Source organism: Marinomonas profundimaris (assembly GCF_000508165.1).
GTDB classification, from domain to species: domain Bacteria; phylum Pseudomonadota; class Gammaproteobacteria; order Pseudomonadales; family Marinomonadaceae; genus Marinomonas; species Marinomonas profundimaris.
The window spans coordinates 1-25,115 of sequence record NZ_AYOZ01000009.1; the positions used below are offsets into that span (position 1 = coordinate 1).

Below are 25,115 nucleotides of genomic sequence, written 5' to 3' on the forward strand. Positions count from 1 at the left end.
CTATCGTCTATCGTCTATCGTCTATCGTCGCGTCGACCAAAAATAGAAGTCTCATTTTTTGTTTATTGGTTGGTTGTTGATGTTTTTGTGCGTTATTTTGGTTGTGTGTGTGGTTGGGGTTGTTGTGTGTTTGTGGGTTTCTGTGGGGCTTGCTGTTGGTTTTTTTAGTTGGATGGGTGGTTTGCTGTTAATGTTTTTATTTGAGGTTTGATGGGTTGAGTGTGCTATGTGTATTTTTCTTTGGGGTGTTGGTGGGGGTTAGGTTGTTTTTGAGCTCTGTGGGATTTTTTTGTGCGAAAAGGGTTTTAGGTGTTGTGTATTTTAATCTGTGAATAAGGTTGTGGTTAACTGGTGTTTTTATTAAGTTTTATTTAATAAAGTTTGGTTGAACTTGAGTGTGGATAACTCAATTTGATTTTTCATCAGGCTTGTTATTATAGATAAGGAATTGATCTATAAAGAAAAGTGCTAATGGTGGAGGGAGGTGGATTCGAACCACCGAAACTTTCATGGCAGATTTACAATCTGCTCCCTTTGGCCACTCGGGAACCCCTCCACAGCAGCGCGGCACATAGTATATGCCACGCTCTATTGTGTAAACACTTTTTTTTATTTTTTAAGAAGTTTTTCCAGTTTGGCTTTCATACGTTCTTCAGGAGATAGGTTGTTGTAAATATCATCCTGTTTTGGTGTGGTAGCTTTTGTCTTTGTCTCATTTTTAGCTTGAAGCTTTGGTTTGTGTCTTGCAGGCTTAGCGGCTGTTGATTTTTCTCTCGCTGGTCTGCCGGTCGTTGCTGTTTTTGCCTTTTTTGGAATCATGGATTCGGGTAGGGCGGGTTCGTTATTGACAGCAACACCTTCCAGGTCAACTCGAGGTTGTCCTGACAATAAGCATTTTTTATACCTGTCAGAGCGCGTGTAGGCCGCTAGGGCGCGCTTTTGTTTGCTGGCGTTAAAGTCTTCGTCTAACACCATGTCTTTGTCTATGCCGACTTTCAGTGGTTTAGGTTGATTCCAGTCGAACGCTTTGGGGTAACGGTCTTCAAGCATTTTAATTAGGCGGCGGTTATTCTTTTGATTTTTTTGACGCTTTTTTTGTTCGGGCGTCAAGGTTGCTACCTCAGTCGTGCTGTCACTTGCTTCTTGTACGCTAGTGTCGTTATCGACTAGTTTGTCGTCTTCTTGCAAGCCGTTAAGCTCAGGTTGTTGTGTGGTCATGTAATCAATCTGTTCTGTTGTGGTTGTGGTGCTGCTATCAGCATGCTCGTGCAATAAATCAAAGTGGAGTTGATGTTCAACTGTATTTACTTTGATTTCTTGCTGGGTGGTCGGCGCTGTACTTAGAAGGTCAAGAGAGTCTTCGATATAAAGCTGCAATTGGTCTTCTGTTGAACGATCTTCCATGTGTTGCAATAGATCCATTGAGGCACTGTACTCAATAGAAGGGTTGTTCATATCTTTTAGCGTTTTTATTTCTTCATTAGCATTGTTTAGCTGCTTTGTTAGCCAGTTAATCCTTGCTTCGAGTTCAGCTATAAGTTGTTCCATAAAAACAAGGCTCAATTTTTTATTGGCGTCAGCGGAATGCTTGGTGTGTTGCTTGTGCCAATCATTTCTTTTTGCTGATCTTCATTGGGTAGTGTGACAGAAATATTATTGTCACTTTGCCACCAAATGTAAGTCGTTGTCATTAAGAAGCCGGTGATGAAAATAGTTAATAGCTTCATATTGCTTAGAATGTTAACCCTGCACCAATCATGATGTGTTTGTCGTAGGTTTCGTTGCTGCTGTTCAGGATTTTTACATAGACATCTAAGCGTGATGAGTCTGATGTTGCGATCCGAAATCCAGCTTCTGGGTAATATACGGTGTCTTCCCAGAATGATACGCCGCCACCGATAAATGACCACATTGGAATGCCTGGGAATACCTGAAAGGCAGGGGTTGCACTGTAAAAGCGAGAGCCTACAGTGACGCCGCTTTCAAATGTTTCTCCGATGACAAACGAGAATCCGCCATAAAAAGAAATATTTTCTGGTAATGTGTACTCCATTGCGGCATAGGCAATGGAGGTTACATTGTCGTCTTCACCGTTGCTATCGGGTCGAGCAGCGGTGGATTCAAAATTTACTAGACTCGCAATTTGCCCTTCAGCTGATGCGTGAGCACTAACGAGAACTAACGCGGCAAGTAAAAGTGATTTCATTTTTTGTCGTCCATTTGGTTTAAACGGTTCAGCATTTGAGAAAGAGATGATTCCCAGTTTGATTGCTGTTCTTTTGTTTGAGCTAGTGTGCTTTGCGCTTCGTCTTTTTCTTCACTCAGTTCGTAGTTTTGCATTTCCAGCTCCGCAATGCGTTTGCGAAGTGAGCCAATCTCTTCTACTGCTTCGTTGATGCGTTGCTCTAGGTGGTGTAGTAGTTCGTTATTCATTGAGTTTGTCCTAAAAAATAAAATAATCGCCTTTGTTGTGTAGGCGTAGTTGTATCTATATTACCAAGCTATTACGACATCTTGTTGTTGTACGTTAAGAATATGAGAATCAACAACGAGTTCCCCTACTGAAAAGTTGGGCTGAACTTGTTTTATTGTAACACTGATATTTGCATTATTCAGCTGAGTTTGAGCGGATTGTAGCTGATTAAATACCTCGTAGCGTCGATAAACATTGAACTTGTCGCCTTGCTTTATGCCCGCCAGTGATCCTGCTGAAATATGTATTCTGTTTCCTTCAGTGCGAAAAATGTTAGCAATAAATGGCTGACACCGAAGTTGTTCGCTTGTATCCAGTGCGCTTTCTTTCAGTACTTGTCGTACGACTTTCCCATAATGAACGGTCCAGAATTTTGCGCTGCCAAAACCGATTCTAGCGTGATCAGAAATATCCCAATTTCCGATCTCGTTGTATCTGTGTTCAAACAAAAGGGCGCCACTGAAACCGTCGTAAATGTATATATCGACCACAAAGTTTCTTTCTTTATCGATTCCTTCTTCTTCTAAGGTATTTTTTGTGTTTTTGTCATTTGGGCGTCGTAGGTACACTTCGCCAATGTCTCTGATGACACCGCTAACAATGTATTGCACGCCAAGCTGCTCGCTTATACGGGTGACGTTTGTTAAGGAGCCGTCATAGTTGGTGGAAGACGGCGCGTTTAATAAGTCGGGGTAGATGGCTATGTTTGTGGCGGTTAATGCTCTTAAATAGCCTTGTTTGTTAATCTCATCGGCGAGGTCTTTGGGGAGTTCACGAGAAATGTTGCTAAGTTCGCCCAGCCTTGCTTGTTGTGGGACTTGCAATTCAAAGCCAGTAATGCCGACGGTTTTTTTATAATAACTGGTCGGTCCTGAACTGCATTGTGAGTCTGGCGTGACATCGACTCGGGCAACCACTCTGAGAAAGTCGCCATTTTGTTCTTCAGAAATAATTCTGGCTTTTTGAACGTGGCCAGAACTTCGGATTTCTAAGTTGGATTCAAGCTCGCCATTATTAAGTTCATCTTTAATATTAACCCTAGAACCTGATTCTAAGACGGCTTGCTTAATAGCTTGTTGCGTCGCTCGGTAGCGAGCATCCACAATATCATCGTTATAAATAACGGCTTCACCAACGGCATCTACCGTTTTAGCGAAAGAAGCCGTAGGCAATAATAGGGCGGCAGCAAGGATCAATAGTCGTTTCAAAATAACCATTGTTATTCAATGCTGTAAAAGTTGGTCGTTGGTGTGGAATTTTCAACGTTGATTGCACGATAGCCAGGTTGAACTTTACAGTTAGGGTCCGTTTGTATGCTATTAGAGCTCAAACATTGGCGGAAGTTTTCTTGCAGTGCCATTTCAACCACTGTTTCGAATGTGCCATCTTCGTGCTCACGTTGTGATACCACTTTCGCGCCAACCAAATAAGCGTCGACATACGTTCTTAATTCATCGTTTTGCATGACCATGTTGCTCAAGGAGCTGGAGCCATCGATTTTTAAGCCGTACACGCGTTCAGATAAATTTCGGTAAGCGTCCAGCATGGAGCTGCGTAGGGTCATTATGCGAGCTTGCGATTTCGACAGGCGCTTATTTGTCATCATGGCTGCATAGCCAGTTGCAGTAACAATAATGGGTTCTTGTTTGATGACGGCAATGGTGTTGTTCGCGTTTAATGCGCCATTTTGTGCATAAGCATAAGAAGAGCTGCCGCCTACACTGTTACCATTACATGGTGCAACAGTGGTACAGGGTTCGCCCGTTCCTGACATTCCTTGTTGATTAAGATTTTGACAACCAGCAAGAGTCATTGCACCTATGGCGATTAAAAATATTCGAAGTGATAGTGTCATGGTGGTGCCCTTTATATGGAAGTCTTTATCTTAAAATACTGCGTTGAAAAGTAGAGTGCATGACAGAATACTGTTTCAATTGAGCGAGTTAATGCTGCAGAAATTAACTGGATAATGTATTCGAAAATCCCTTTGTTTTTCAACATGGCGAATCTAATGAACAAAATGTAAACCATTTTACGCTCTAGCGTCCATGTTTGGTCACTGAAAAAAGCGCTTTTTCTTTGTTTTTGATAGTAAAACCGCCGTTCGAATGTCTTTTCTCAATTATTTTACGTTCAAAGGTCTTTTTCTAAAAGAGACTTTACCTTTTTTGATGATGTGGAGTTGGCGTTAGTTGTTGGCTATACTGTTTTTTTATACAGTGGTTTTCTCTAAGTTAATGACACAAAATCGAAAAATCATTCATGTTGATGCAGATTGTTTTTATGCCGCTATAGAAATGCGTGATGACCCAAGTTTGCGGGACATTCCAATCGCAATTGGTGGGCCAGAAAATACTCGCAGTGTTCTTGCTACGGCGAATTACGCTGCACGTGTTTATGGTGTTCGTTCTGCTATGCCAACCTCGGTTGCAAAGCGTCTTTGCCCTGCATTACGTGTGTTGCCCGGCAATATGACTAAGTATCGGATAGCCTCAGAGCAAATGCATCGTATTTTTCAGGAATTTACCGAGATTATTGAACCTTTGTCATTGGATGAAGCGTATCTGGATGTGACGGATTCAGCGTATTTTCATGGCAGTGCGACGCGAATAGCGCAAGAAATACGCGCGAGAATATTGGCCGAGGTGGGTATTACTGTGTCGGCTGGCGTAGCGGCTAATAAGTTTATTGCAAAAGTGGCAAGCGATTGGGATAAACCTGACGGTCTAACGGTAGTCACCCCAGAAAAACAATTTGAATTTGTCTCAGCGGTTCCCGTTAAGTTTATTTCGGGAATAGGCCGTGTTGCGCAAGAGAGGCTGGCTGGTTTGGGGGTGTTTACATGCGCTGATTTACAAAAGCTAGAGTTTTCTGTGTTGCAAAAAAGCTTTGGTAGTACCGCGTTTAGACTGTCTCAATTTGCCCTTGGAATAGATGATCGGCCTGTTTCTGTTTCGCGAGAAAGAAAAAGTATTTCTGTCGAGCATACGTTTTCGAAAGACCTGATGGATCTAAGAGAATGTGAGGCGGTTTTGCCGATATTGTTTACCGATCTAAAAAAACGCATGACAGGGCGAAATTTTGAATCACAACTGAGCAAATATTATCTCAAAATGAAGTTTGATGATTTCAAGCAAACCACGATAGAGCAACCGATACGGCATAAATTATCCGACGAAGTGTTTTTGTCATTATTGCGGCAGGCTTACGATCGTTACCGTCGTCCTGTTCGTCTTATTGGTGTCGGGTATCGTTTGTCGCCGCCAAAACCGCTTCAACTCTTATTGCCTTTTTCTTAGCTGTACAAAAAACAATCAATTCTCGCAGAGCTTACTATACTCATTGGAGTAAAAAGTTACGGAGGTGTTGATTATGATGAAATGGCAGGAAAAATTTAACAGTTCAAATCTCAGTATGCCCGACACGCTGTCTCATCGGTTGCGTTTTGAGGTGGAGCAAACCCTAAGCTGTTTGTATGCGGATGCTTCATTGGTGGATCAAATGGATTCTTTGTATTTGCCTTTTTCTAACTGGTTAAATCAAAAGGCCGATTCGGGAAAAGGGCCATTGATTGTTGGCGTGGGTGGTGCTCAAGGTTGTGGAAAGACGACCTTTTGCAGTGTTATTAGTCGTATTTTGAGTAAAGGTTTTGATCTGAATTGTATCGTCTTGAGTTTGGATGATTTATACAGTACTCGACACGATAGACTCAAGTTTGCGAATCAAACGACTTCTATGTTTTCTGTGCGAGGCGTTCCTGGTACGCACGATGTTGAATTTGCGTTGTCGCTTTTCGAAAGGCTAAAAGGCTTAAAAGAAGGGGAGGTTATGAAGTTTCCTTGTTTTGATAAGTCTATCGATGATCGAAAAGCGGTGCATTTATGGCAAGAGGTGCACGGTCCTGTGGACGTTGTTTTGTTTGAAGGATGGTGTGTGGGGGCGCCACCTATCAATACCGCACTGCATACTCCGATCAATCCGCTTGAAGAAGAGATGGATCCTGATGGTGTGTGGCGGAATACGGTTAATCAACGTCTAGAAAGTGATTATAAAGAATTGTTTAGCAAAATAGATCTCATGGCATGGATGCAGGCGCCCAATTATGATGTTGTCTATGATTGGCGTAATAAGCAGGAACGTGTTTTAGAAAACCATTTGTATGATATTCATGGCATTTTGCTTGATACCATTGATTTGAAAGTCATGTCTTCTGATGAGTTAAGGCGCTTTATGCAATATTACGAGCGTTTGACTCGTCATATGTTGATGGTGATGCCGGAGCGCGCAGATGTGCTGTTCAAGTTGAATCGCAAACAGGAAGTGGTTGAAATGCGTTTTCCTATAGAGCATTAGGCAGTTTGTTGCTTTCCAGTAGTCGAGTGAAAAACGGCAATATGATAGGCTATGGCGAATTGCGATAGCCTATTTTTTTGGAGAGATTACGAATGAGCGAATTATTGCCGTCAGTATTAGTGGAAACAAACAATGAGCCAGATGCCGCCGTTATTTGGTTGCATGGGCTTGGCTCAGATGGGCATGACTTTGAATCCTTGGTGCCAGCTTTGTCCTTGTCTCCCGAATTGAGTGTGCGTTTTGTTTTTCCTCATGCACCACAGCGTCCGGTAACTGTGAATGGCGGTATGGTCATGCGTGCTTGGTATGATATTTATGAAATGACGTTGGATCGAAAAGTCGACATGGCCAATATCGATGAATCGTGTGAGCAAGTGGAGGCGCTGATTCAAGATCAAATTGAGAAAGGAATTGCGCCAAATCGTATTGTTTTAGCGGGTTTTTCTCAGGGAGGCGTGATTGCTTATCAGTCTGCATTGCGAACTCCGCATGCTTTGGCTGGTGTTATGGCGTTGTCGACTTATCTGGTCGGCGGAGATAAAGTGCCAGAAGCTTCAGACTGTAAAAATGGTTTGACGCCAATACTGATTCATCATGGTTCACAGGATCCTGTTGTGGTGCCGGTTCTTGCAACTCAAGCACGAGATCTTTTGCAGTCCAAAGGGTTTGCTGTTTCGTATCAATCCTATGACATGCCACATGCCGTTTGTCCTGAGCAAGTTAAAGATATTTCTGATTGGTTGAATGCAAGGCTGGCTTAATTCGAATGTCTTTCTATAAGGTTATTTATGTTAAATGATTATGCTGAGTGGTTGGCGTTTGCGAAAAAGCTTGCCGTAACGGCGGGCGATTTAATAATAGATGCGAGGCAGAGTTCGACATTTGTTCGTGATTATAAGGCTGACCATGAATTGGTAACGTCGACGGATTTGGCGGTCGATCAATATATTTGTTCAAGTATTACCGAGCGTTACCCTGAGCATCGTATTTTATCTGAAGAGTCGTCTCCAGCGATGGATCTTGGTGGCATTGTCGATGGGACGCCCGTTTGGGTAATTGACCCGATTGATGGCACGGTTAATTTCGCTCATGGCCATTTTCATGTGGCGGTATCGATTGGTCTTGTTGTCGGACAGGAGCGTATTTTAGGTGTTGTTTATGCGCCTTTTTTAAATGAATGTTTTTGGGCGATGAAGGGTGAAGGCGCTTATTGCAATAATAAGAAGTTGCTTGTGTCTGGTGCAAAAACGCTCAGGAGTGCATTGGTGGCGACGGGGTTCCCTTACCAAAAAACAGACTTACCTCCTATTGTCGATCGAGTTTCTCGCGTGCTGCAGAATTGCCAAGACATTCGTCGTAATGGTTCGGCTGCGCTGGATTTGTGTTGGGTCGCGGCAGGGCGTTTGGATGCGTATTTTGAAAGTGTTAAGCCTTGGGATATGGCGGCTGGTGCATTGATCGCGGAAGAAGCTGGCGCAACATTGGGTTTATATTTACCGCAAACCGGTGTTTGGCCTGATGCTATTAATGGTGAAGGACTTTTAGTGTCTACGCCGGATTTATATCAGGATCTCTTGGCGCTCGTTGATGTGTCGCTATAATTTCATTTTTTATTGGATTAATTATGTCTTTTACTGCTTTTTTGATTGTGTTGCTTTGCTCGGTTGTTGTGATAGTGATTTCTCTTTGGTTTATTCGACATCAGTTGAAACTAAACCAAATGCGTGAAGAGCGTATTCGAGCAGGAGAAAATCGTTATATTGAAGAGCGTCAAAAAAGAATTGACAGTATTCGTGTATTGCTAAAAGTGGCTGGTACCGATGAAATAAACTGGATCGAAGCGAGCATTAGGGTTAAGCATTTACTTGATCAACTAGGCATCGATTTATCGGATCATGACGATGTGTCTGCGTTTTATATTGTGACGGAAAAAACGTTGCATATTCCGACGCATGAGCAATGGAAGGCGCTACCAAAAGAAGCCAAAGCGAAGTTCAGTAATGAAATGGATAAGTATGAAAAAGAGCATGCTGAACATTTGATGCGAGCGAAACAATCATTGACGGTTTATGTGTTCTAGTTATGTTGATACAGCTACTGGTATCCATTGCCTGTCTGTTTTTTCTGTTGGTCGCATTAATGGTTTTTTTTATTCGTCATAAACCTAAGGTACCCTATTATAGAGTGTCGCAAAAACAATGTGTCGATTTGTTATTCAACGCCTCACAAGGTGCCTTACTAGAAGGTGAGTGGTATGCTTTCATCGGTATGAATATTAGAGATAATGAGGCATTGGAAGCGCTGCGGGTTCATTGTTTGTCGATTGATGAGTTTGGTGTAAAAGGAACCAATATGGTCGATGGGCGTTCTTGTATGTCTTTTAATAAAGAGGGAACTCAGCGACTAGAAATGCTGCTAGATGAATGGCGGCATAAGGTAAATTATTTAGTCTAATGTGATAATAATTAAAGTGGATGGAGTGTAAAAGCGATGAATGATATGCAGGCGTTTTTTGATCAAGGTTCAGATATGATGCCTTGGTTGGTTGATATTGTTATGAATTTGTTGGTCGGTCTTGTTATTTTCTTTGTGGGTAAGTTTATTGCTTCCAAAGTGGCAAAGTGGTGTGAAAATCGTCTGCTTAAATCTTCTGTTGATAAAGCGGTTGCGGGTTTCGCATCAAGTATTTTATATGCATTAATGTTTGCTGGTATCGCTCTGATGGCACTTGGGCAAATTGGTGTTGAAACCACGTCCTTTATTGCAATTCTTGGTGCGGCTGGCTTGGCTGTTGGTCTTGCATTGCAAGGCTCTTTGTCAAACTTTGCTTCCGGTGTTCTTATTATTTTGTTACGCCCATTTCGCTCAGGTGATTTTATTGATGCAGGTGGTCAAATGGGGACAGTGGATCGCATTGAGTTGTTCCACACGTACCTTAAAACACCAGATAACCGCGTGATTATTGTGCCAAATTCAGCCGTGATGAATGGCTCTATCGTGAATTTTTCACGAGAGTCTACTCGTCGTTTGGATCTTGTTATTGGCATCAGTTATGACGCAGACATTCGTCTTGCAAAACAAATCATGGAAGAGGTTGTTAATGCCGATGAGCGTATTTTAAAAGATCCTGCTTGCACCATCGCAGTGTCTGAGTTGGCAGACAGTTCAGTGAACTTCTTTTTGCGCCCTTGGGTTGCGTCTGGTGATTACTGGGCGGTGCGTGCGGATTTGTTGGAAAAAATTAAATACACATTCGATGAGCGTGGTGTTGGTATTCCATACCCACAAATGGATGTACATGTTCACAAACAAGAATCTTAATTCTTATTGGGTGAAAAAATGCCGTCGAGTGCTTCGCTCGATGGCATTTTTATTTTTAATTACGTTATTGTTAAATGGTTTTTGTTATGAGTCGATATCGTCCTCCTTCCCCGCCTAAATCTGCCTATATTACCCACGAAGGTGCTCAAACCTTATTGTCGGAATTAAAGTATCTGTGGAAAGAAAAACGTCCTGCTGTGACTGAAACGGTTCGTGAAGCGGCCGCTCAGGGAGATCGCTCGGAAAATGCAGAATATATTTATGGTAAAAAACAATTGCGAGAAATAGACAGCCGTGTTCGATATTTAGAAAAACGCTTGGATGTTTGTACTGTTGTGGATCGTTTGCCTGCGGATCAATCTCGGGTGTTTTTTGGTGCATGGGTTACGTTAGAGGACGAAGACGGTGAGCTGCGAACGCATCGCATTGTTGGGCCAGATGAACTGGATCACAACCCTGCTTATATCAGTATTGATTCACCGGTGGCCAAGGCACTTTTGAAAAAACAGCAAGGAGCGGAAGTGGCTATTCGTTTGGCGGCTGGAGAGAAACTGTATTTCATTGATGCGATAGAATATCGCCAAGTTTCGGCGTGACTATTCGTTATGGGATGGCGCAGTGGCAGCATCCCGCGTGGGTTAATTGGCTTTACCCTGGGTCTCTGTCTTCAGCTGAAAGAATTGGATGTTATTCAACGTTTTTTTCAAGCGTTGAAGTGGGTAGTACCTTTTATACCAACGTCGAGCCGGCTCAGTTGTTGCGTTGGTTTGATGCGGTTGTGGAGGATTTTCAGTTCTGTTTTAAAGCGCCTCAGATGGTGACGCATCGTCTAGATGGTCGCCCGTGGGTAGATATTCAACAGGATTGGTTGTCATTCATGGCGTCATTGCAGCCGTTGCAGGCAAAGCTGGGGCCAACCATGTTGCAGTTTCCTTCTGTATCTGACGAGCAAAAGCTCGATATGATTTTCGCTTTGTGTGATATGTGGGCATTGTCTAGTCCTTTATCAGTTGAGGTTCGTCATTTGGCGTATTTTGATAAAGGTGATATCGAGACGAGATTTCTGGCGGGTTTGGCTGAGCGTGGTGTGAATCGGGTGGTGATGGATTCGAGGCCGGTTTTTTCAACCGAGGCGTATTGCGATAGTTTGGTTGATGCGCAAAATAAGAAGCCTAGAGTGCCTTGTCATCCAGTTGCAACGGCTAAACACCCTGTGGTGCGTTTTATTGGGCACCCAGATTTGCTTCGCAACGAGATTTGGCTGGATCAATGGGCGAAGAAGTTGTCGCAATGGTTGCAGGAGGGGTTGTTGCCATTTGTGTTTGTGCATTCATCCGATAACATTGCGGCGCCAACATTAGCGGCGCAATTGGATCATAAGGTTCGGTGCTTGTGTCCGAATTATCAACCTGCGTTGATACTCCCTAAAAGTCAGGTGCAGGAGAGTCTCTGGTGAGTTTTATATGAAAGCTAGAGGGCTGCTTTAATCGGAAGTGGTATTGACGTAAATAGTGTCTTCATGAAAGCCATAGCTTTTATTTTTATGGTCTTCGATAAATAGCCTTAATGTCCGACTAACGCTGCTGAAGGCGAGTTCACCCCATGGAATGTTGTCTAGGTCAAAAAGAGCAACTTCTGAGCTTTCTTCGGTGACATGGAAGTCGTCTCGTTCCAATTCGGCAATATAGAATAAGTGTACTTGGTTGATGTGAGGAATGCTGATCATGCTAAAGGCTTGTTTGCAGACAGCAATAGATCCACTTTCTTCTAGCGTTTCTCTGAGTGCACCTTCGCTGGTTGTTTCTTGATTTTCCATGAAGCCTGCTGGCAAAGTCCAATACCCAAAACGCGGCTCGATGTTTCGGCGGCATAATAGGAGCTGCCCTTTATAGAATGGGATGGTGCCTGTGATAATTCGAGGGTTGTCATAATCAATATGCTCACAATGTGGGCACACTGCTCTTACGCGATTGTCCCCAGTAGGTATTATCATGTCTACGGCATGACCACATTGTGGGCAGTATCTCATTGTTCTTCCTTACCGCTTTAGCTCAAGTTTGGCGTATTTGACGACCTTGTCTTCTATTTCCTGAATTTCAATCATGTAATGGCCAACCCATAAGCTAATAGGGTGTTCAGGAATGAACTCCAGTGTCTCTATAATAAGGCCGTTTAGTGTTTTTGGGCCGTCGGTTGGTAAGTGCCAATCCAGTGTTTTGTTGATTTCTCGAATGTGCGTCGAACCTTCGATTCTAAAAGAGCCATCATCAAGCGGTTGGATTTCTTCTTCTTCATCTAGTGTTGGAGGTGTAAATTCACCTACAATTTCTTCGAGTACATCTTCCAGTGCGGCGATACCTTGAACGTCTCCATACTCGTCCACCACAATGCCCATTTGTTGGTGATCTTTCTGGAAATTAAGTAATACCGTGTTAAGAGATGTGCTTTCGGGAATGAAGTAAGGCTCAACGGTTGCTTTTAGCAATGCGGCTTTTGAGGGGGTTGGATCACGAAGAAAGATAGCGGCATGTCTAGCGTGAAGAATACCAATGACCTTATTGATTTCACCATTGTAGACGGGCATGCGAGTGTGTCTGCTTTGACAGATCTGCTCGATAATTTCTTCGATGGAGTCTTCGATATCAATGCCAACAACTTCGTTTCGAGGCACCATGATGTCTTCAACAGACACTTTCTCCAAATCAAGAATGGAAAGTAACATGTCTTGGTGGGCGGCCGGGATGAGGCCGCTGGCTTCATTTACAACGGTTCTTAATTCTTCTGAATCCAGAGTGTCATGGTTTTTTTGAGAAGCGTGAACACCAATTAGGCGGAGTAAGCCATTGGATAAACCATTTACTAACCACACAAGCGGATACAGTGCTTTTAGTAAGATGGCAAGAATCCACGAGGCGGGAAAAGCAATTTTTTCTGGGTGTATTGCGGCCAGTGTTTTTGGTGTGACTTCTGCAAAAATCAAGACCACCATGGTTAAGGCGGCGGTTGCAATAGCAACACCAGCATCTCCCCATAGGCGTACAGCAATAATTGTGGCTATTGCTGATGCAAGGATATTAACAAAATTGTTTCCGATTAGGATGACGCCAATCAATCGATCTGGGCGCTCTAGAAGGGAGTTTACTTTGATCGCGGATCGGTTCTTGGTTTTAACAAGGTGCTTTAGTCGATATTTGTTGATCGACAGCATCCCTGTTTCAGAACTCGAAAAGAAAGCAGAAAGTAAAATTAGACAAAAAAGTATTCCACCAAGAACACCTAAGGGTACTTCGTTCAAAAAGGGATCGCCTCGATAATGTAGATAATTGGATTATTCGTTCTTAACGTCTTACTGTCAAACATACTTTGTACCGCTAACAATCTAACGATATAAAATTTGCAGTGCTATTTGGCTACCAAAGTAGCCTAGCATAAGTAAGAAGAAACCGCTTAGAGTGAGTTTCACTGCTAATTGACCGCGCCAACCGACCATGTGCCTGCCTAGTAGTAATCCTGCAAAGACAAACCAAGAGGTAATAGTAAAAAATGTTTTATGAGCAAGGTGTTGTGCAAACATGTCTTCAATAAAATAAAAGCCTGTCGCGATGGTGATGGTCAATAAAATAAAGGCGGCCCAAACAAATTCAAACATAAGTTGTTCCAATACCTGCAGTGGAGGAACGCGGAGCAATTGTTTGAGCTTGTGATGCTTTAGTTGATATTCCTGAATCGAAAGGAGTATGCCAACGCCGCATGCGGCAGTGAATAAGCTGTAAGCGGCTGAAGCAATAAGAATGTGAGCACTGGTTCCCCATGAACTGCTGTGAAGTTGTGTTAAATTCCAAGGTTCGATGGCATTTAATGCAATCACAATTGCGCTCAGCAGTAACGCCGTTCCCAATAAGAGAGAAAGATCTTTGTCACGATTGCTAAACCAAAGCAGACTATTTCCTATGATGGCAATGAGTAGTCCAATAGTCAGAAAGTTAAAACCATCTTTATTAAGTAAAAGTTGAGTTAACGAAAAAGTGTGTGTCGCGATTGCAATCGCCCCAATGTATTGGGTGGCGCGATTTTCAGGGCGAAAGTAATACGCTGTGCCAGCAATCAAACAAGCAATACAAGCAAGCCAAAGCGATAATTGAATCATGAAACTAAAGGTTCCGCAGGGTAAAGGTATAGGGTGATAATCATTTATCCGTTATAATAGAGATAATTTCACCTTGGATAAACTTAAACCGTAGGTTTTTTCCATTTAGAGCCAAAATTTGAGGGCAATATGTTCGACAATTTATCGAATCGTTTAACTTCCTCGCTTGATCGCATTCGAGGTCGAGCTAAATTAACTGAAGAGAACATACAGGAAGTCTTGCGTGAAGTGCGTATGGCACTGCTTGAGGCAGACGTCGCATTGCCTGTTGTAAAAGATTTTATTGCTGCTGTTAAAGAGCGAGCTGTAGGTGTTGAGGTTTCAAAAAGCCTCAGTCCAGGTCAGGTCTTCCTTAAGATTGTTAAGCAAGAACTTGAAAGTGTTATGGGGCAAGCGAACGACGGTTTGAACCTTCGTGTTGCGAGTCCAGCTGTTATTTTGCTTGCTGGTTTGCAAGGTGCAGGTAAAACCACGTCTGCGGCTAAGCTGGCTAAATACCTGAAAGAACGTGAAAAGAAATCGGTTTCTGTGGTGAGTGCTGACGTTTATCGTCCTGCTGCGATTAAGCAGCTTGAAACGTTGGCGGGTGAAGTGGGCGTGGACTTTATTCCAAGCGACATTTCCCAGAAGCCAATTGATATCGTGAATAATGCGATTGATTACGCTAAAAAAGCGCACAAAGACGTTGTGATTGTCGATACCGCCGGTCGTTTGGCGATTGACGAAGACATGATGGCGGAGATTAAAGCACTACACGCCGCTATCAACCCGATCGAAACCTTGTTTGTTGTCGATGCAATGACAGGCCAAGATGCCGCGAATACGGCGAAAGCGTTTGGTGATATTTTGCCTCTTACTGGTGTTATCTTAACGAAGACAGATGGTGACGCCCGTGGTGGCGCTGCGTTATCTGTACGTCATATTACCGGTAAGCCAATTAAATTCTTGGGCGTGGGTGAAAAAACCGATGCATTAGAGCCTTTCCATCCTGATCGTTTGGCTTCGCGTATTTTAGGCATGGGTGACATGCTTTCTCTAATAGAGGAAGCAGAGCAAAAAATCGATAAAGAAAAAGCTGAAAAATTAGCGGGCAAGTTAAAAAAAGGCAAAGGCTTTGATTTAGAAGATTTTAAAGAGCAGCTTCAGCAAATGAAAAACATGGGCGGAATGAGTTCCATGTTAGATAAATTGCCAGGTATGGGGCAGTTGGGGAATATCCAAGATAAAGTGAACGATAAAATGTTTGTTCAAATGGAAGCCTTAATCAACTCAATGACGTCTGCGGAACGTCGTAACCCTGATGTGATTAATGGTTCAAGGAAAAAACGTATTTCAGCTGGTGCTGGTTTACAAATTCAAGATTTAAATCGTTTGCTCAAGCAACATAAGCAAATGCAGAAGATGATGAAAAAAATGACCGCAAAAGGCGGAATGCAAAAAATGATGCGCGGTTTAGGTGGAATGATGCCGGGTGGTGGTATGCCTGGCGGCGGTAATTTCCCTAAGTTTTAAACATATCTTCTTGTTTTTATTAACGGTAGTTAAAAAAACTGCCGTTTTTAATGTCTGGGTGGGTAATTCCCCCTTTCGTTTTTCTAGTATATCGACTAGAATATGCCGCCTTCTTGTAGTATGAGTCAAAAATCGACTCGGCAAGAGGCGTTTCGTTAAGCAATAAGGAACCAATAATATGGTAACTATTCGTCTTTCTCGTGGTGGCTCTAAAAAGCGCCCATTCTATCATTTGAACGTGGCTGATAGCCGTCGTGCACGTGATGGTCGTTACATCGAGCGTTTGGGTTTCTTTAACCCTGTAGCTCGTGGTCAAGAAGAACGTCTACGCATCGATCTAGATCGCGTAAACCATTGGGTTAGCCAAGGCGCTCAACTTTCTGACCGTGCTGCGCAGCTTGTAAAAGATGCTAGCAAAAACGCTTAATATTGAGGTAGTGCTATGTCTGCAATAAAACAAGCGGCTGCTCCTGAGCAAGCCCTTGTCGTTGGACGCATTACATCAGTATATGGTGTTAAAGGGTGGGTGAAGTTGTATTCACACACTGACCCAATGCAAGGAATCTTTGATTACAAGCATTGGTGGTTGAAAACTCCTAGTGGGTGGAAAATCATAGAGTTAAGCCAAGGGCGTTTGCAAGGGCGTGGTTTGGTGGCAGCGGTTAAAGGTTATACCGACAGAGATCAAGTAAAAGAGATCTGTGGTATGGATGTTTATATCGATGCAGCAGAGCTGCCAGAATTGGATGAAGGTGATTATTACTGGAGTCAACTGGAAGGTCTGAGGGTTACAACCAAAGAGGGTGTCCTCTTGGGGAAGGTTTCTCAACTTATGGAAACCGGTGCGAATGATGTGATTGTTGTCCGCGCGTGTGAAGGTAGCTTTGATCGTGAAGAGCGACTGATTCCTTATGCTCCAGGAACGTATGTTTTAAACATCGATTTAGAACTGCAGGAAATGGTAGTTGACTGGGATCCGGAATTTTAAACAGATTAGCTGAGGTCACAACGTGAAGGTTAGCGTTATATCGCTGTTTCCGGAAATGTTTCAGGCCATTACTCAATATGGAGTAACAGGCAGAGCCATTAAGTCTGGGTTGGTTGAGGTGGATTTTTATAATCCTCGCGACTTTACTCATGACAAACATAAGACAGTAGATGACCGGCCTTATGGTGGTGGTCCTGGGATGCTCATGAAAGTGCAGCCTCTCAAAGATGCTATTGAGTGTGCCAAAAAATCGGTACCCAATGCAAAAGTTATTTATCTATCCCCTCAAGGGCGTACGCTAACGCAAGAAGGCGTGCAACAGCTTGCTAAACAAGCAGAATTTATTCTGGTAGCAGGTCGTTATGAAGGCGTTGATGAGCGTTTGATTCAATCTGAGATTGATGAAGAGTGGTCGATTGGCGACTTTGTCCTAAGTGGTGGTGAGTTGCCGGCTATGGTGCTCATGGATACCGTATTTCGTATGGTTCCGGGAGTATTGGGAAAGCAGGCGTCTGCGGATGAGGATTCATTTGCTGACGGTTTGCTGGATTGCCCGCATTATACTCGCCCCGAAGTATTGAATGGTGAACCTGTGCCATCGGTGCTGCTTAGTGGCAACCACGAGGAGATTAGACGCTGGCGATTAAAGCAAAAGCTCGGAAGAACTTTTCAGCGCCGGCAAGACCTTCTGCAGAACCTTGAGTTGGACAAGGAGCAGCAGTTGCTGTTAGAAGAGTTTATTCGCGAAACTGAAGATTCAACCTCGGCAGAGTAGGAATTGCGAGCTTATCAGAAAGAAGAACCTTCAAGCTGATAAGAAACCATATCATTAGGAGTCACATCCATGAGTAATAAAACTAAACTGATTCAGCAGATAGAAGCTGAACAAATGACAAAAGAAATCCCAGCCTTCGGGACTGGTGATACTGTTGTCGTTCAAGTTAAAGTTAAAGAAGGTTCACGTGAGCGTCTACAGGCCTATGAAGGCATTGTAATTGCGAAACGTAACCGAGGCCTTAACTCAGCATTTACCGTTCGTAAAATCTCTAGCGGTATTGGTGTTGAGCGTGCTTTCCAAACGTACAGCCCATTGGTTGAAAGCATCGAAGTTAAACGCCGCGGTGACGTGCGTCAAGCTAAGATCTACTACCTACGCGAGCGTTCTGGTAAATCTGCACGTATCAAAGAGAAATTGGCAAAACGTTAATTTTTCTGTACTAAAAAAAGGCGACGCGAGTCGCCTTTTTTTATGGAACTAACCCCTTTCTTTATGGCCTAATGGTAAATAATTCCCTATTTACTTGAGGTGTTCAGTGGCTGCTCTTCCCCGCTTTTTGTTTTCCTGTTTTTTTCTGGTTCTTTTTTCTCATGCCGCTTGGGCTGACGAAACGCAAATCCTCTCTTCCTTGAAAAAAGTGCTTCCACAATATGAAGTTGGGAGTATCAAGCTTCATCAATCGTCTGGTTTATATATTGTTGATATGGTCGGTGGCCCAACATTGCATGTTACTTCCGATGGTGGTTACTTTGTGGCAGGTGATCTGTATAAGTTAGATGGCGACCGATTGGAAAATGAAACGGAAAAGGCCAAATTGGCGAAGGTGGAGACATTGCCTGAGTCGCAAATGATCATCTATAAGGCGAAAAATGAAAAAGCACACATTACTGTGTTTACAGATGTGGATTGTGGCTACTGTCGCATGTTGCATAATGATGTTCCCGCGTTAAATGAAAAGGGAATCACAGTGCGCTACTTAGCGTTTCCAAGAGCGGGCGTTGGCTCCAGCGCTTACAATAAAATGGTTAGTATCTGGTGTTCTGATGATCCTAAGGCTTGGCTAACGAAAGTGAAGTTGGGCGTGGAGATACCAGAAAATAAGTGCGTAAATCCTGTTGCTGATGAGTTTAATTTGGGACGAATGGTCGGTGTACGAGGGACGCCGTCTATTGTTTTACCTAATGGGTCTTTGTTGCCAGGCTATTTGCCAGTAGATCAGTTGGCAAAAGAAGTTGGGTTATAGTCTTATCGCAAAATATTCCACTAAACATGAGTCTTCTTCAGCCTTTTCTACGTTGGGTTTGAGCAGTACTGGCGTTATAATAAATCAGCTTTTCACTTAACTAAGTGTTCTATAAAAATTAAATCATCTCTGTGGGGTATTGTTTTGAAACCGGTAAAAGTCGGAATTTGTGGGCTTGGGACTGTGGGGTCCGGTAGTTTTAACATTCTTCGTAACAATGCAGAAGAGATTACACGTCGTGTGGGTCGCAGTATTGTTATCGAACAGATAGGTGCTCGCCGTGACAATGATGCATGCGACACTTCCGGGATGAACATTACCCGCGATATTTTTGATGTGGTTAATAATCCAGAGATAGACATCGTCCTTGAGCTTATTGGTGGTACGACCGTAGCAAAAGAGCTTGTGCTGACGGCGATTGAAAATGGCAAACATGTTGTTACTGCCAACAAAGCGCTTATTGCTGTTCATGGCAATGAAATCTTCGCGAAAGCCCAAGAAAAAGGCGTTATCGTTGCTTTTGAAGCCGCTGTAGCAGGTGGTATTCCAATTATTAAACAGCTTCGTGAAGGTTTGTCTGCCAATCGCATTGAATGGTTAGCGGGTATTATTAACGGCACGGGTAACTTTATTCTGACGGAAATGAGTCAAAAAGGCCGTGGGTTCGCAGATGTCTTGGCAGAAGCCCAAGCGCTTGGTTACGCTGAAGCGGATCCAACCTTTGACATAGAAGGCATTGATGCCGCTCATAAGCTAACGATTCTGGCGTCCATCGCTTTTGGTATTCCACTTCAGTTTGAAAAAACCTACACCGAAGGTATTAGTCGCATTACGGCAGAAGATGTCGCATTTGCCGATGATCTTGGTTATGCCATTAAGCATTTGGGGATTGCACGCCGTTCTAAAGCAGGCATTGAGTTACGCGTGCACCCTACATTGATTTCACACAAGCAGCTTCTTGCGAATGTGAATGGTGTCATGAACGCCATTATGGTTCAGGGCGATGTGGTAGGCCCAACACTGACATATGGCGCGGGCGCAGGTGCATTACCAACAGGATCATCGGTTGTGGCGGATGTGATTGATGTTGCTCGAACGTTAACTGCGGATCCAACCAACAGAGTGCCTCACTTGGCTTTTCAGGCGGACGCACTGTCTAATGTGCAAATTTTGCCAGTAGAAGAAATTGAATGTGGCTTCTTTTTGAATATGACAATTAAAGATCGCGCAGGCGTGCTTGCAAATATCACTCAAATTTTATCAAAAAATGATATTAGTATTGAGTCATTGATTCAGCGTGAGCGGGAAGGCAGTGAGCTGGTGCCATTGGTTGTGATGACGCACGATGTGAAAGAACGCAATATGAATGCGGCGATTGCTGCTATTGAAGCCTTACCGGATGTTGCGGGTACTGTGCAACGAATTCGTGTCGAAAACTTGGCCTAAGAGAACAAATTATGAAATACATTTCCACTCGTGGTAAAGCGCCAGCGCTTTCTTTTGGTGACGTGTTATTAGCTGGTTTAGCGAATGATGGTGGCTTATATGTGCCAGAAACCTTACCGCATTACAGTAAAGAAGAGATTGCTTCGTGGGCGGACCTCAGTTATCAAGCACTAGCATTTAAAATAATGTGGCCTTTTGTTGAGGGTGATATTCCAGCGGATGCGTTTAAAAAAATGATTGATGAGGCGTATGCTGGCTTCAATCATTCATCCATTGCGCCTATGGTGCAAGTTGGCAACAATGAATGGATACTTGAGTTATTCCGCGGCCCAACGCTTGCCTTTAAAGACTTTGCATTGCAGCTATTAGGCCGTTTGATGGACTACGTTCTGTCTGAGCGCAAGGAAAAATTGGTGATTCTGGGGGCGACGTCGGGCGATACTGGTTCTGCGGCGATTGAAGGTTGCCGTCATTCTGAACATCTCGACATATTTATCCTGCATCCATATCAGCGCGTATCCGAAGTTCAACGTCGTCAAATGACCACGGTTATTGATGACAACGTATTTAATATTGCGGTTAAAGGAAACTTTGATGATTGCCAAGGTATGGTGAAATCCAGCTTTGCAGATCAGTCTTTCCTAAATGGTGCTAAGTTAGGCGCGGTTAACTCTATCAACTGGGCGCGTATTATGGCCCAGATTGTATATTATTTTTCTTCAGCTTTGTCTGTGGGTGCACCGCATCGTAAGGTTTCTTTTTCTGTGCCAACAGGAAATTTCGGTGATATTTTTGCGGGTTATTTGGCGAAAAAAATGGGCTTGCCGATTGATCAGCTTGTTGTAGCGACCAATAAAAACGATATCTTACATCGTGTTATTTCTGAAAATGACATGAGCCGTCAGTCATTGAATGTTACCTTGTCGCCAAGTATGGATATCATGGTATCGAGTAACTTTGAGCGTCTATTGTTTGATGCGCATGGGCGCGATGGTGCTGAAATTGATGACCTTATGGCGCGTTTTAATAACGGCGATGTGTCTCTTAAAGATCAGGCTTGGTCGTTTGTTAAAGACAATTTTGACAGTTATAAAGTCGATGATGAGAAAACATGTGATGTCATTGCAGATGTTTTTGCCAAGACTCAGTATTTACTTGATCCACATACGGCAATTGGCCTTGAAGCCGCACGCCATTGTTGGAAAGATAAATCTGTTCCAATGATTACCTTGGCAACAGCGCACCCGGTTAAATTTCCGGAAGCGGTTGAAAAGGCGGGTTGTGATACACCAGCATTGCCTGAACATATGAAGGATCTTTTTGAACGAGAAGAGTCTTACGCTGTGCTTGAAAATAGCTTAAGTGACGTTCAAGCGTTTGTGGCGGCTAAACTTTAGCAAAATCCTTTTAGTAATATGAATAACGGCCAATCACTGATTGGCCGTTTTTTTTCCCTTTTATTTTACAGTCTTTGATATGAACCTTATTTTACTAGATCCGAACAGCACATTAAGTCATGACCAGTTTGCGTTGACTGTTCGTCAGCAAACGCATATTTCGAAAGTCATAAAAGCAAAGCAAGGTGATGTATTAAGAGTTGGCGTATTAAATGGAAAAATTGGTGAGGGAATATATCAACCGCCAAGCGAAGGTCGTGTCGGTTATATTCATTCTGTTAACTTGTTTTTATCTGTACCTCAGCCTCTGCCAATGATTTTAGTGATGGCGCTACCCAGACCCAATATGCTGAAGCGAACCTTGCAGAACATTACGGCAATGGGCGTAAAGGAGTTGTATTTGATCCATTCAGCGAAAGTCGAAAAAAGTTATTGGCAAAGTCCGGTTTTGCAAACAGAATCGATTCAACAATGTTTGCTAGAAGGGTTAGAGCAAGCTAAAGACACCGTTATGCCTACGTGGTCTTTAATTCCTCGCTTTCGCCCTTTTGTTGAGGATCAGCTGCCGGCTTTATTGGAGGGTAAAGTGGGCTTGTTGGCGCACCCTTATTTAGCCAAGCGCTGTCCTATTGATGTGCAAAAACCGTGTGTTTTGGCACTTGGGCCGGAGGGTGGTTGGAATGAATTTGAAGTGGGTAAATGGCATGAAGCGGGCATGGAATCGGTTCAGTTAGGCGAGCGGATTTTAAAAGTCGAAACGGTCGTGCCAGTCTTGTTGTCACGGTTGTATCCGGCATAAGGTGATAATGACGTTAAATGTTGTTATTTGTAACGAAAGAACATTTCTAAGGGAGCTTTTTGAGGGTTTGGTGTAGGATTGTGTATATTAGTAATATGCGATTTAGGCATGCTAATTTGGAGAGTGTGCATGACGAAAGATTTCCATCCTATTAAAGAAAAAAAACACAAAAGTGATAAGACGAAATCGGCTTGGCTAACATTTTTTTATGTCGGCGAAACCAGCGGTGAATTCTCTGAAGAAACACGTCGGGTTTTTATTATTAATCTTTTTGCGACCGTCGGCGCACTTTTTACCTTTCCTCTTGGCATTTCTTCTCTTTACGAGGGAAAAGTTGCGCTTGGGCTTTTCTTGATATTCATCGCTTTTCTCTACTTGATGAATCACGTCTATTTACGTTATACCCATAATTATACTGTCTCTGGAAATTTGGTTATTTATCCCCTGTATATTCTGATGGTTTTTCTCATTTATACGGGAGGGATTCATGGAACGGGGCATGTGTGGATTTATTGCGTTCCTGCTGTTGCCTTATTTTTGCATGGCATGAAAAGAGGCCTTATAGAATTGGGTGTTTTTACATTCATTTTGGTGATGGTTATGTTTTTCATGGACAGTCATTTTGACGGAGCTGGTTATCATTCAACACTAAAGTCTCGGATTATATTTTCCTTTTTAGTAGTGGTGTTTTTGTCTGCTATTTATGAATATTCCATGTCACGCTTTAATCGAGATTTAAAAGAAACCTCTGCGAAATTGGAATTGGTTGCTTATACCGATGCGCTAACAGAGCTTTTAAATCGCAGAGGCATGATTCAGCGACTAGAGGACACGAAAGCCAGCAGTTGTCATTTATTATTGGCCGACGTGGATTTCTTTAAACGTATTAATGATGAATATGGTCATGATGTTGGAGACTATGCGCTATCAACTTTAGGTCACTTAATTCAAACCGCATTACCAGAAGATGGTTTGGCTGCGCGTTGGGGCGGTGAAGAATTTTTGATTGCGGTTTGTGACGGTACTGAGTTGGACGCGTTCGCCTTGGCTGAATCGATTCGACAGAAAGTGGAAGGGTATGAATTTAACCACTTGGATCAAAAGTTTCATATGACATTGAGTTTCGGTGTATCAACGATGGATGAAAGGACATCTTTAAGAGAATCGATAACCCTCGCGGATAACCGTTTGTACAATGCAAAACACTCTGGACGGAATCAAACGCGAAGAGATTAAATGGTTAGGCTTAAATAAAAAAAGCGCCAGCTTGATGAATCAAACTGGCGCTTTTTTTTGTTGAGTGTTGGCTTATTTAGTGACTGGCTTAGAGCCAATTACGCCGTAATAGGCAATGTATACATAACAGGCAACAGGAATGATAAAGGAAATTTGAAGACCAATAGAGTCTGCGGTTACGCCTTGAAGAACGGGTAAAATTGCACCACCAACAATAGCAAGACACAGCAAACCAGAACCACGGCTTGTTTGAGGGCCAAGATCTTTCAGGGCAAGACTGAAAATGGTTGGGAACATAATGGAATTAAATAAGCCGACCAAAAGGATTGACCACATTGCCACGTGACCATCGTTCAAAATAGTGCTGGCGATTAATACGATGATGACCAGCGCGTTTATTGTGAGCAACTTACCTGCCGCGATTCGTTGCATGAGCGCAGCGCCAATGAATCGGCCGACCATAGCGCCGCCCCAATAGTATGCAACGTAATGAGCTGCATCGGCTTCGGCTAATCCTGCGATATTTTCTAGGCCGAAGAAATTAACCAATAAGCTTCCGATTGCCACTTCCGCACCGACATACATGAATATGGCAATCGCGCCTAATACAAGGTGGCGGTAACTCAAAATGCTAACCGTGGGCGTAATGGTCGATTCTTCTTCCATGTTTGATGGCGTTGGAAGGCTAATGCGAGTGAAAATAATGGCTAAGATCACCAATAACGCCGCTAAGCCAATATAGGGAAAAATAACACTTTCTGCTTCTTGAGCTTTGGTAGCGTATTGCCCTGCAACGGTAAAGAGTAATGCGCCGCCAACAAGCGGCGCAACGGTTGTACCTAATGCGTTAAATGCTTGGGAAAGTGTCAATCGACTAGAGGCTGTCTCAGAAGGACCCATGAGAGTAACAAGCGGGTTTGCCGCCACTTGAAGAATAGTAATACCGGCGGCTAGCACAAAAAGAGCGCCTAAAAATAAGGCGTATTGCTGTGCTTTTGCTGCGGCAACAAAGAGAAGGCAGCCCGCAGCGGCGATCATTAACCCGATGCCAATTCCGCGCTGGAAACCTACTTTTTTCACTAGGTTTCCTGCAGGGACCGACACAATAAAGTAAGCACCAAAGAAACACATCTGAATCATCATTGCTTGTGTGTAACTAAGGTCGAAGACACCTTTCAAATGCGGGATAAGGATGTCATTAAGTGAGGTAATAAAGCCCCACATAAAAAACAAAGAGGTTAGGGCAATTAACGCAAAGCGTTGATTTGATTGTGGCTGGTTGGTTTGTGATGAATGATTGTTCATAGTTTTTCCGATAAGTTAAAACGAGTGCGGCTCAGTTTTTATCTTTAGAATCTTTATCCAAATCAAAAAAGTGCGGCATCATAGCATCGGGAAACTCGTTTCTTGTGTTGAAATGGG

General features: G+C 43.2%; 29 protein-coding genes and 1 tRNA gene. 19 read left to right on the forward strand and 11 right to left on the reverse strand.

Going from position 1 to position 25,115, the window contains the following annotated elements:
* Nucleotides 1–472: 472 nt before the first annotated feature.
* The 7 genes from D104_RS25155 to D104_RS25175 all read right to left on the reverse strand — a co-directional run bounded on the left by D104_RS25155 (nt 473) and on the right by D104_RS25175 (nt 4,328).
* A tRNA-Tyr gene (locus D104_RS25155) sits at nt 473–556 on the reverse strand.
* Nucleotides 557–609: 53 nt separating this feature from the next.
* Nucleotides 610–1,548, reverse strand: coding sequence for a ProQ/FINO family protein (locus D104_RS36970; protein ID WP_024023416.1), 939 nt, complete (start codon nt 1,546–1,548; stop codon nt 610–612).
* 11 nt (nt 1,549–1,559) lie between these two features.
* Complete coding sequence (locus D104_RS37395) at nt 1,560–1,727, reverse strand: hypothetical protein (protein ID WP_024023417.1); 168 nt, start codon at nt 1,725–1,727, stop codon at nt 1,560–1,562.
* Nucleotides 1,728–1,732: 5 nt separating this feature from the next.
* The gene (locus tag D104_RS25160; protein WP_024023418.1) at nt 1,733–2,206 is read right to left on the reverse strand and encodes a hypothetical protein; all 474 of its coding nucleotides are present in this window, start codon (nt 2,204–2,206) and stop codon (nt 1,733–1,735) included.
* Nucleotides 2,203–2,433, reverse strand: coding sequence for a cell division protein ZapB (locus D104_RS25165; RefSeq protein WP_024023419.1), 231 nt, complete (start codon nt 2,431–2,433; stop codon nt 2,203–2,205). The genes D104_RS25160 and D104_RS25165 overlap by 4 nt, the downstream gene beginning before the upstream one ends.
* 60 nt (nt 2,434–2,493) lie before the next feature.
* Nucleotides 2,494–3,690 (reverse strand): flagellar assembly protein FlgT, encoded by a 1,197-nt coding sequence (locus D104_RS25170; protein ID WP_024023420.1) that lies wholly within the window; start codon nt 3,688–3,690, stop codon nt 2,494–2,496.
* Between the two features lie 2 nt (nt 3,691–3,692).
* Nucleotides 3,693–4,328 (reverse strand): LPP20 family lipoprotein, encoded by a 636-nt coding sequence (locus D104_RS25175; protein WP_024023421.1) that lies wholly within the window; start codon nt 4,326–4,328, stop codon nt 3,693–3,695.
* A 382-nt stretch (nt 4,329–4,710) separates the two neighbouring features.
* Between D104_RS25175 and dinB the strand changes: the two genes are divergently transcribed.
* The 9 genes from dinB to D104_RS25220 all read left to right on the forward strand — a co-directional run bounded on the left by dinB (nt 4,711) and on the right by D104_RS25220 (nt 11,603).
* Nucleotides 4,711–5,772 carry a DNA polymerase IV gene (gene dinB / locus D104_RS25180; protein ID WP_031214639.1) on the forward strand — a complete coding sequence of 354 codons (1,062 nt, stop codon included), beginning with the start codon at nt 4,711–4,713 and terminating at the stop codon, nt 5,770–5,772.
* Between the two features lie 73 nt (nt 5,773–5,845).
* On the forward strand, nt 5,846–6,826 hold the full coding sequence (locus tag D104_RS25185) for a hypothetical protein (protein ID WP_024023423.1): 981 nt from the start codon (nt 5,846–5,848) through the stop codon (nt 6,824–6,826).
* A 92-nt stretch (nt 6,827–6,918) separates the two neighbouring features.
* Entirely contained in the window at nt 6,919–7,587 is a 669-nt protein-coding gene (locus D104_RS25190; RefSeq protein WP_024023424.1) for an alpha/beta hydrolase, read from the forward strand.
* Nucleotides 7,588–7,614: 27 nt separating this feature from the next.
* The gene (locus D104_RS25195; RefSeq protein WP_024023425.1) at nt 7,615–8,427 is read left to right on the forward strand and encodes an inositol monophosphatase family protein; all 813 of its coding nucleotides are present in this window, start codon (nt 7,615–7,617) and stop codon (nt 8,425–8,427) included.
* 23 nt (nt 8,428–8,450) lie between these two features.
* Entirely contained in the window at nt 8,451–8,906 is a 456-nt protein-coding gene (locus D104_RS25200; RefSeq protein WP_024023426.1) for a DUF2489 domain-containing protein, read from the forward strand.
* A gap of 104 nt (nt 8,907–9,010) precedes the next feature.
* A complete protein-coding gene (locus tag D104_RS25205) occupies nt 9,011–9,280 on the forward strand; it encodes a hypothetical protein (protein ID WP_235075905.1) in 270 nt (89 codons plus the stop codon).
* A gap of 36 nt (nt 9,281–9,316) precedes the next feature.
* Entirely contained in the window at nt 9,317–10,147 is an 831-nt protein-coding gene (locus D104_RS25210) for a mechanosensitive ion channel family protein (RefSeq protein WP_024023428.1), read from the forward strand.
* 86 nt (nt 10,148–10,233) lie between these two features.
* Nucleotides 10,234–10,743: a transcription elongation factor GreB gene (greB, locus tag D104_RS25215; RefSeq protein WP_024023429.1), complete on the forward strand. Its 510-nt coding sequence runs from the start codon at nt 10,234–10,236 to the stop codon at nt 10,741–10,743.
* Entirely contained in the window at nt 10,740–11,603 is an 864-nt protein-coding gene (locus D104_RS25220; RefSeq protein WP_024023430.1) for a DUF72 domain-containing protein, read from the forward strand. The genes greB and D104_RS25220 overlap by 4 nt, the downstream gene beginning before the upstream one ends.
* A gap of 27 nt (nt 11,604–11,630) precedes the next feature.
* On the opposite strand, the gene D104_RS25225 is transcribed toward D104_RS25220, so the two are convergent.
* The 3 genes from D104_RS25225 to D104_RS25235 all read right to left on the reverse strand — a co-directional run bounded on the left by D104_RS25225 (nt 11,631) and on the right by D104_RS25235 (nt 14,294).
* Nucleotides 11,631–12,176 carry an NUDIX hydrolase gene (locus D104_RS25225; RefSeq protein WP_024023431.1) on the reverse strand — a complete coding sequence of 182 codons (546 nt, stop codon included), beginning with the start codon at nt 12,174–12,176 and terminating at the stop codon, nt 11,631–11,633.
* Nucleotides 12,177–12,185: 9 nt separating this feature from the next.
* A complete protein-coding gene (locus D104_RS25230) occupies nt 12,186–13,442 on the reverse strand; it encodes an HlyC/CorC family transporter (RefSeq protein ID WP_024023432.1) in 1,257 nt (418 codons plus the stop codon).
* 84 nt (nt 13,443–13,526) lie between these two features.
* The gene (locus tag D104_RS25235; RefSeq protein WP_024023433.1) at nt 13,527–14,294 is read right to left on the reverse strand and encodes a cytochrome C assembly family protein; all 768 of its coding nucleotides are present in this window, start codon (nt 14,292–14,294) and stop codon (nt 13,527–13,529) included.
* Between the two features lie 129 nt (nt 14,295–14,423).
* Between D104_RS25235 and ffh the strand changes: the two genes are divergently transcribed.
* The 10 genes from ffh (at nt 14,424) to D104_RS25285 (ending at nt 23,693) form a co-directional block, all read left to right on the forward strand.
* Nucleotides 14,424–15,806, forward strand: coding sequence for a signal recognition particle protein (ffh, locus tag D104_RS25240; RefSeq protein ID WP_024023434.1), 1,383 nt, complete (start codon nt 14,424–14,426; stop codon nt 15,804–15,806).
* Nucleotides 15,807–15,984: 178 nt separating this feature from the next.
* Complete coding sequence (gene rpsP / locus D104_RS25245; protein ID WP_012071436.1) at nt 15,985–16,233, forward strand: 30S ribosomal protein S16; 249 nt, start codon at nt 15,985–15,987, stop codon at nt 16,231–16,233.
* Between the two features lie 15 nt (nt 16,234–16,248).
* A complete protein-coding gene (rimM, locus tag D104_RS25250) occupies nt 16,249–16,794 on the forward strand; it encodes a ribosome maturation factor RimM (protein ID WP_024023435.1) in 546 nt (181 codons plus the stop codon).
* Between the two features lie 22 nt (nt 16,795–16,816).
* Nucleotides 16,817–17,569 carry a tRNA (guanosine(37)-N1)-methyltransferase TrmD gene (gene trmD / locus D104_RS25255; protein ID WP_024023436.1) on the forward strand — a complete coding sequence of 251 codons (753 nt, stop codon included), beginning with the start codon at nt 16,817–16,819 and terminating at the stop codon, nt 17,567–17,569.
* 69 nt (nt 17,570–17,638) lie between these two features.
* Entirely contained in the window at nt 17,639–18,001 is a 363-nt protein-coding gene (gene rplS / locus D104_RS25260; RefSeq protein WP_024023437.1) for a 50S ribosomal protein L19, read from the forward strand.
* A 106-nt stretch (nt 18,002–18,107) separates the two neighbouring features.
* A complete protein-coding gene (locus D104_RS25265) occupies nt 18,108–18,815 on the forward strand; it encodes a thioredoxin fold domain-containing protein (RefSeq protein ID WP_024023438.1) in 708 nt (235 codons plus the stop codon).
* Between the two features lie 144 nt (nt 18,816–18,959).
* A complete protein-coding gene (locus D104_RS25270; RefSeq protein WP_024023439.1) occupies nt 18,960–20,261 on the forward strand; it encodes a homoserine dehydrogenase in 1,302 nt (433 codons plus the stop codon).
* Between the two features lie 11 nt (nt 20,262–20,272).
* A complete protein-coding gene (gene thrC, locus D104_RS25275) occupies nt 20,273–21,658 on the forward strand; it encodes a threonine synthase (RefSeq protein WP_024023440.1) in 1,386 nt (461 codons plus the stop codon).
* A gap of 79 nt (nt 21,659–21,737) precedes the next feature.
* Complete coding sequence (locus tag D104_RS25280; protein WP_024023441.1) at nt 21,738–22,457, forward strand: 16S rRNA (uracil(1498)-N(3))-methyltransferase; 720 nt, start codon at nt 21,738–21,740, stop codon at nt 22,455–22,457.
* Nucleotides 22,458–22,586: 129 nt separating this feature from the next.
* Nucleotides 22,587–23,693 carry a GGDEF domain-containing protein gene (locus tag D104_RS25285; protein WP_024023442.1) on the forward strand — a complete coding sequence of 369 codons (1,107 nt, stop codon included), beginning with the start codon at nt 22,587–22,589 and terminating at the stop codon, nt 23,691–23,693.
* A 72-nt stretch (nt 23,694–23,765) separates the two neighbouring features.
* Here D104_RS25285 and D104_RS25290 read toward each other — a convergent pair whose 3' ends face one another.
* Nucleotides 23,766–24,998, reverse strand: a complete 1,233-nt coding sequence (locus tag D104_RS25290) for a sugar MFS transporter (RefSeq protein ID WP_024023443.1) — start codon at nt 24,996–24,998, stop codon at nt 23,766–23,768.
* Between the last annotated feature and the right edge of the window lie 117 nt (nt 24,999–25,115).

Bases quoted from the DNA above. Each gene is read 5' to 3' on its own strand.
- D104_RS25235 (WP_024023433.1), bottom strand. From the start codon at position 14,294: ATGATTCAATTATCGCTTTGGCTTGCTTGTATTGCTTGTTTGATTGCT.
- D104_RS25280 (WP_024023441.1), top strand. From the start codon at position 21,738: ATGAACCTTATTTTACTAGATCCGAACAGCACATTAAGTCATGACCAG.
- D104_RS25170 (WP_024023420.1), bottom strand. From the start codon at position 3,690: ATGGTTATTTTGAAACGACTATTGATCCTTGCTGCCGCCCTATTATTG.
- rplS (WP_024023437.1), top strand. From the start codon at position 17,639: ATGAGTAATAAAACTAAACTGATTCAGCAGATAGAAGCTGAACAAATG.
- D104_RS25200 (WP_024023426.1), top strand. From the start codon at position 8,451: ATGTCTTTTACTGCTTTTTTGATTGTGTTGCTTTGCTCGGTTGTTGTG.
- D104_RS25175 (WP_024023421.1), bottom strand. From the start codon at position 4,328: ATGACACTATCACTTCGAATATTTTTAATCGCCATAGGTGCAATGACT.
- D104_RS25210 (WP_024023428.1), top strand. From the start codon at position 9,317: ATGAATGATATGCAGGCGTTTTTTGATCAAGGTTCAGATATGATGCCT.
- D104_RS25285 (WP_024023442.1), top strand. From the start codon at position 22,587: ATGACGAAAGATTTCCATCCTATTAAAGAAAAAAAACACAAAAGTGAT.
- D104_RS25195 (WP_024023425.1), top strand. From the start codon at position 7,615: ATGTTAAATGATTATGCTGAGTGGTTGGCGTTTGCGAAAAAGCTTGCC.
- D104_RS25190 (WP_024023424.1), top strand. From the start codon at position 6,919: ATGAGCGAATTATTGCCGTCAGTATTAGTGGAAACAAACAATGAGCCA.
- dinB (WP_031214639.1), top strand. From the start codon at position 4,711: ATGACACAAAATCGAAAAATCATTCATGTTGATGCAGATTGTTTTTAT.
- rimM (WP_024023435.1), top strand. From the start codon at position 16,249: ATGTCTGCAATAAAACAAGCGGCTGCTCCTGAGCAAGCCCTTGTCGTT.
- thrC (WP_024023440.1), top strand. From the start codon at position 20,273: ATGAAATACATTTCCACTCGTGGTAAAGCGCCAGCGCTTTCTTTTGGT.
- D104_RS25160 (WP_024023418.1), bottom strand. From the start codon at position 2,206: ATGAAATCACTTTTACTTGCCGCGTTAGTTCTCGTTAGTGCTCACGCA.
- D104_RS25165 (WP_024023419.1), bottom strand. From the start codon at position 2,433: ATGAATAACGAACTACTACACCACCTAGAGCAACGCATCAACGAAGCA.
- D104_RS37395 (WP_024023417.1), bottom strand. From the start codon at position 1,727: ATGAAGCTATTAACTATTTTCATCACCGGCTTCTTAATGACAACGACT.
- greB (WP_024023429.1), top strand. From the start codon at position 10,234: ATGAGTCGATATCGTCCTCCTTCCCCGCCTAAATCTGCCTATATTACC.
- ffh (WP_024023434.1), top strand. From the start codon at position 14,424: ATGTTCGACAATTTATCGAATCGTTTAACTTCCTCGCTTGATCGCATT.
- D104_RS36970 (WP_024023416.1), bottom strand. From the start codon at position 1,548: ATGGAACAACTTATAGCTGAACTCGAAGCAAGGATTAACTGGCTAACA.
- D104_RS25225 (WP_024023431.1), bottom strand. From the start codon at position 12,176: ATGAGATACTGCCCACAATGTGGTCATGCCGTAGACATGATAATACCT.
- D104_RS25290 (WP_024023443.1), bottom strand. From the start codon at position 24,998: ATGAACAATCATTCATCACAAACCAACCAGCCACAATCAAATCAACGC.
- rpsP (WP_012071436.1), top strand. From the start codon at position 15,985: ATGGTAACTATTCGTCTTTCTCGTGGTGGCTCTAAAAAGCGCCCATTC.
- D104_RS25185 (WP_024023423.1), top strand. From the start codon at position 5,846: ATGATGAAATGGCAGGAAAAATTTAACAGTTCAAATCTCAGTATGCCC.